Source organism: Nocardia wallacei, assembly GCF_029869545.1.
Classification (GTDB): Bacteria; Actinomycetota; Actinomycetes; order Mycobacteriales; family Mycobacteriaceae; genus Nocardia; species Nocardia wallacei_A.
This window is the reverse complement of the sequence record NZ_JARWQD010000397.1, coordinates 1-4,820: the sequence shown is the minus strand read 5'-3', so window position 1 is coordinate 4,820 and position 4,820 is coordinate 1. Positions and strand designations below refer to the sequence as shown.

3 protein-coding genes are annotated in these 4,820 nt (G+C 70.2%); 2 read left to right on the top strand and 1 reads right to left on the bottom strand.

Annotated elements, in window-relative coordinates; all coding sequences use genetic code 11:
* Window positions 1–251: 251 nt before the first annotated feature.
* Complete coding sequence (locus QH290_RS37550; RefSeq protein ID WP_280268781.1) at window positions 252–821, bottom strand: type II toxin-antitoxin system PemK/MazF family toxin; 570 nt, start codon at window positions 819–821, stop codon at window positions 252–254.
* Window positions 822–1,107: 286 nt separating this feature from the next.
* Between QH290_RS37550 and lepA the strand changes: the two genes are divergently transcribed.
* Together lepA and QH290_RS37540 are read left to right on the top strand one after the other, a co-directional pair.
* Window positions 1,108–2,955, top strand: a complete 1,848-nt coding sequence (lepA, locus tag QH290_RS37545; protein ID WP_280388153.1) for a translation elongation factor 4 — start codon at window positions 1,108–1,110, stop codon at window positions 2,953–2,955.
* A 231-nt stretch (window positions 2,956–3,186) separates the two neighbouring features.
* Window positions 3,187–4,820 (top strand): hypothetical protein (locus tag QH290_RS37540; RefSeq protein WP_425303705.1); only part of this gene is annotated, 1,634 nt, incomplete at its 3' end.

Genomic DNA, 4,820 nt, shown 5'->3' with positions numbered 1-4,820 from the left:
GTGTCGCCCATGGACATGTAGAAGTCCTTGACCAGCTCCAGGCGCTCGGCAACTTCATCGCCGGGGTATTCAATGCCGCGGTGCGCACGGTCGGCGACGTGTTCTCCTCCGCGATGGGCATCGCTCGCGCCGCGGTGGGGGCGCGAAAAGCGCCGCGGAAAACCCGGGTTTTGGGCCGGGGGGGGGGGGGGGGGGGGGGTTTGAAAAAACAGGGGGCCGGGGGCCCCCCCCCGGTGGCCCCCCCCCGCGATTCATTGCCAGTGGTATTCGGCGCACAGCCGGTGGGCGACCAGGTCGAAGGTCTTGCGCGGCAGGACGGCGCCCTCGCGGCGAATCCCGGCCTCGGGCACGTCCAGCACCCGGTCCAGCCGTGCCCAGCTCGTCCGGCCCTCGTAATCCCAAGGCCCGGAACCGATCTCGACCCAGTTGTGGTCGCTCGCGCGTTGCGGGTTGGACGACAGCATCAGGCCCAGCAGGATGGTCCGCTCCCGGCCCACCACCAGCACCGGACGGTCCTTGCCGTTGCTCGGATCCTCCTCGAACGGCACCCAGGTCCAGACGATCTCGCCGGGATCGGCGCGCCCGTCCAGGTGCGGGCAGTACACCACCTGCCGCGCCCGCTCGCGCGTGGGCACCGGCGTCGAGGCCGCTGGCCGCACCGCGACCCCGGGCGCCCGCCGCCGCCCCAGCGCCCGATCCCACATCGACGACCGCTGCATCCGATCCACCAGCTTCGGTGCCTGCCGTTTGACGATCCGGGGCCCCTGCTCCCTGGCGATGGTCCCCAACTGCTTGCCGAGTGAGCTCCACGTGCTGGCCATGAATCGGACTATAACGGCGTACGAGCCCGAACTCATCCCGCGCGAACTCCGTTGTGCCAGCTGGGGATTTGCCGCAAAGGACGAGTTGATCGAGGGGGTATGGCAGGTGGCCCTCCGAGGCCGCGCTGAGTGTGATCCAGATCTCCGCACCCACGGGCGGTGTCGCGCGGGACGAGGGGGCCGTGCAAGGCCGGGCTCGATTGCCCATAAGCTGAAACGCGAGCGGATCGGCCCTCGGACGAGAACGGATCGACCGCGCGCAACCTATGTACGGACAGGGAGTGGAGTGCCCAGCTTCGCCGATACGACGTTCACCGATCCCTCGCGGATCCGGAACTTCTGCATCATCGCGCACATCGACCACGGGAAGTCGACCCTGGCCGATCGCATGCTGCAATTGACCGGGGTGGTCGAGGAGCGGCAGATGCGCGCGCAGTATCTGGACCGGATGGATATCGAGCGGGAGCGCGGCATCACCATCAAGGCCCAGAACGTGCGGCTGCCGTGGACCGTCGACGGCACCGACTACGTGATGCACCTGATCGACACTCCCGGCCACGTCGACTTCACCTATGAGGTGTCGCGGGCGCTGGAGGCGTGCGAGGGCGCGATCCTGCTGGTCGACGCGGCGCAGGGCATCGAGGCGCAGACGCTCGCCAATCTCTACCTGGCCCTGGACAAGGATCTGGAGATCATCCCGGTCCTGAACAAGATCGACCTCCCGGCCGCGGATCCGGACCGCTACGCCGCCGAGCTCGCGCACATCGTCGGCTGCGAACCCGAGGATGTGCTGCGCGTGTCCGGCAAGACCGGCGCGGGCGTGCCGGAACTGCTGGACACCGTGATCGGCAAGGTGCCCGCGCCGCAGGGGGACGCCGATGCGCCCGCCCGCGCCATGATCTTCGACTCCGTCTACGACACCTACCGCGGCGTCGTCACCTATGTCCGCGTAGTGGACGGCAAGCTCACCCCGCGCGAGAAGATCAAGATGATGTCCACCGGCGCCACCCACGAGCTGCTGGAGATCGGCATCGTGTCGCCGGAGCCCAAGCCGACCAAGGGCCTGGGCGTGGGCGAGGTGGGCTATCTCATCACCGGCGTGAAGGACGTGCGCCAGTCGAAGGTCGGTGACACCGTGACCGTCGCGAGGGGCGGCGCCGCCGAGCCGCTCACGGGCTACCGCGAGCCGAGCCCGATGGTGTTCTCCGGCCTGTACCCGGTCGACGGCTCGGACTATCCGGATCTGCGCGACGCGCTGGACAAGCTGCAGCTCAACGATGCCGCGCTGACCTATCAGCCGGAGACCTCGGTGGCGCTGGGCTTCGGCTTCCGCTGCGGGTTCCTGGGTCTGCTGCATATGGAGATCACCCGCGAGCGGCTGCAGCGGGAGTTCGATCTGGATCTGATCTCCACCGCGCCCAACGTGATCTATCGCGTGGTGATGGAGGACGGCACCGAACACGTCGTGACCAACCCCTCGTACTGGCCGGAGGGTAAGGCGCGGGAGGTCTTCGAGCCGATCGTCAAGGTCACCATCATCTCGCCGAGCGAGTTCATCGGCTCGATCATGGAGCTGTGCCAGTCCCGCCGCGGCGAGCTGGGTGGCATGGACTACCTCTCGGAGACCCGCGTCGAGATGCGGTACACGCTGCCGATGGCCGAGATCATTTTCGACTTCTTCGATTCGCTGAAGTCGCGCACCCGCGGGTACGCCAGCCTCGACTACGAGGAGGCGGGCGAGCAGCAGGCCGATCTGGTGAAGGTCGACATTCTGCTGCAGGGCGAGGCCGTCGACGCGTTCTCGGCGATCGTGCACCGCGACGCCGCGCAGGCCTACGGCCGCCGGATGACCGAGAAGCTCAAGGAGTTGATCCCGCGCCAGCAGTACGAGGTGCCGATCCAGGCGGCCGTCGGCTCGAAGATCATCGCCCGCGAGAACATCCGCGCGATCCGCAAGGACGTGCTCGCCAAGTGCTACGGCGGTGACATCAGCCGCAAGCGCAAGCTGCTGGAGAAGCAGAAGGAAGGCAAGAGGCGGATGAAGACCATCGGCCGCGTGGACGTCCCGCAGGAGGCGTTCGTGGCCGCGCTGTCGACGGATTCGTCCTCGGACAAGGGTAAGGACAAGAAATAGCCGCGGCCGCTCCGCCGCGGCTGAGCGCGTGACCGGTTGGTACTGCCGGGTGATCTTGGGGCTTGGCTCCGGCATCGGGCAATGACACCCTGGTGTGACGCCGCACGGTGCCGCCTGCCTCCCACCTGGGGGATGTGACAGGCCGGTTTTCCGGAAATAAGGTGTAAAGCGATCTGAATTTGGTAATACCCCGTTCGGTTCGGACGCCGGACAGTGGAGAGCGGAGCTTGTATGACGCGTGACCTGCCCATCGAGGACGATCCGGGCGCGGGCGATCACGCGGAAGATACCGCGTACCGTGTCGCCACCGGTGTCGCCCGGGTGGCCAGGGCGGGCGCGTACGTCACCGGCGGGGCCCTGATCGCCTCCAACGGCTCCCCGGCTCCGACCAACGAATCGCACACCAGCCGCATCGCCGGATGGGTCACCAACGACCCCCAGCCCGACGCGCCGAGCCCGGTGGTCACCTACCCCGACCCCGATCCCGATTCCGTCCCGCCTCCGGTGCTGGGCAATTCCGCCCCGCCGCCCGCTCCCACCTCCGCGCTGCCCTGGGCGGTGCCGCATCCTGCCGTGCCTCCGCAGCAGCAGGGCGGCTTCCAGATGTCCACGCCCGACGGCACCATGAGCGGCGGCGGCTACTGGTACTCGACTCCGCTGGGCGACGGGTATTCCCCGACGGTGCCCTCCGAGCAGGACGAGCAGTCGCCCGGCACGGGCCAGCACTCCGGGCCCGGGGAGTCCGATGCGGTGCCGTTCGGCTCGCTGAGCAATCCGGGTTTCGGCCTGCCGGGTCTGCCCGGTCTCGAGGGCTGGGAGGGTCAGGGTTTCGGAGGTCAGGGCTTCGACCTGCCCGGATATCTGCGCCATCCCACGCAGTCCACGGTCGGCGACGTGTCGTCCGGAACGACACTGCCCTCCGGCGACCGGTCCGCAACCGCCGACGAGGACGGTCCGCATCCGTACGGCCCGTCCGGTGGCGAGCCGCATGCGGCGACGTCCTTCGGGCCGGGGCTGGGCCTGCCGGGCGCCGAGGGTCTGCACCTGCCCGGGATGAACGGCCTCGGGGCGGGCGGTTTCGGGCTGCCCGAACCCGGTGCCGAGAGCGGCCACGCCTTCGACGGGATCGGCGACGGACCCATGACGGGCGTGTTCTTCCACACCGAATCCAGCTTCGATGCCCATATCGGCCTCGACGGGGTCTGGGTGAGTACCGGCGTGAGTGTCGATGTCGCGGTCGGGAACGTCGGCCAGCAGCTCGACAGCTTCGGTGACTGGCTGGGGCAGGGCACGGGTTCGGCGACCGGTACCGAGGCGGGGGACGGTGTGGCGCCGCTGCTGTCGGCGCTCGGCGGGACGGCGCCCGGCGCGGCGCATCCGGCCGGGTCCGTCCCGGGGGAGCAGGCCGCCGGATCGGCCGCGCACGGCGGTGGCCCGGTGGGTGCGCAGCCGACGGGCTCGGGTTCGGCCCTCGCCGGTGCGCAGGCCGCGCAGGCGCCCGGCGTCGCATCGGGAATGCATGCCTCGTCTCCGGGTGCCGGTCCCGCTCCGGGTGCTGGTGCCGCTCCGGCTGTCGGTCCCGCTGCGGCTGCCGGTGCCGCTCCGGCTGCCGGTGCCGCTCCGGCTGTTGGTCCCGCTCCGGCTGTTGGTCCCACGTCGGCTGTCGGTGCCGCTCCGGCTGTCGGTTCTACTGCGGCTGTCGGTCCCGCCGCCGCCGCTGCCGGTCCGGGCGCGGCCGCCGCTGTCCCGGCTCCACTGGCCGCTGTCCCGGCTCCACTGGCCGCGGCGCCGGGCCCCCCGGGCCCGGGCGCCGCGCGGGGGGGGGGGGGGCCCCGCCGCCCCCCCCCCCCCCCGGGGCCCCCCCG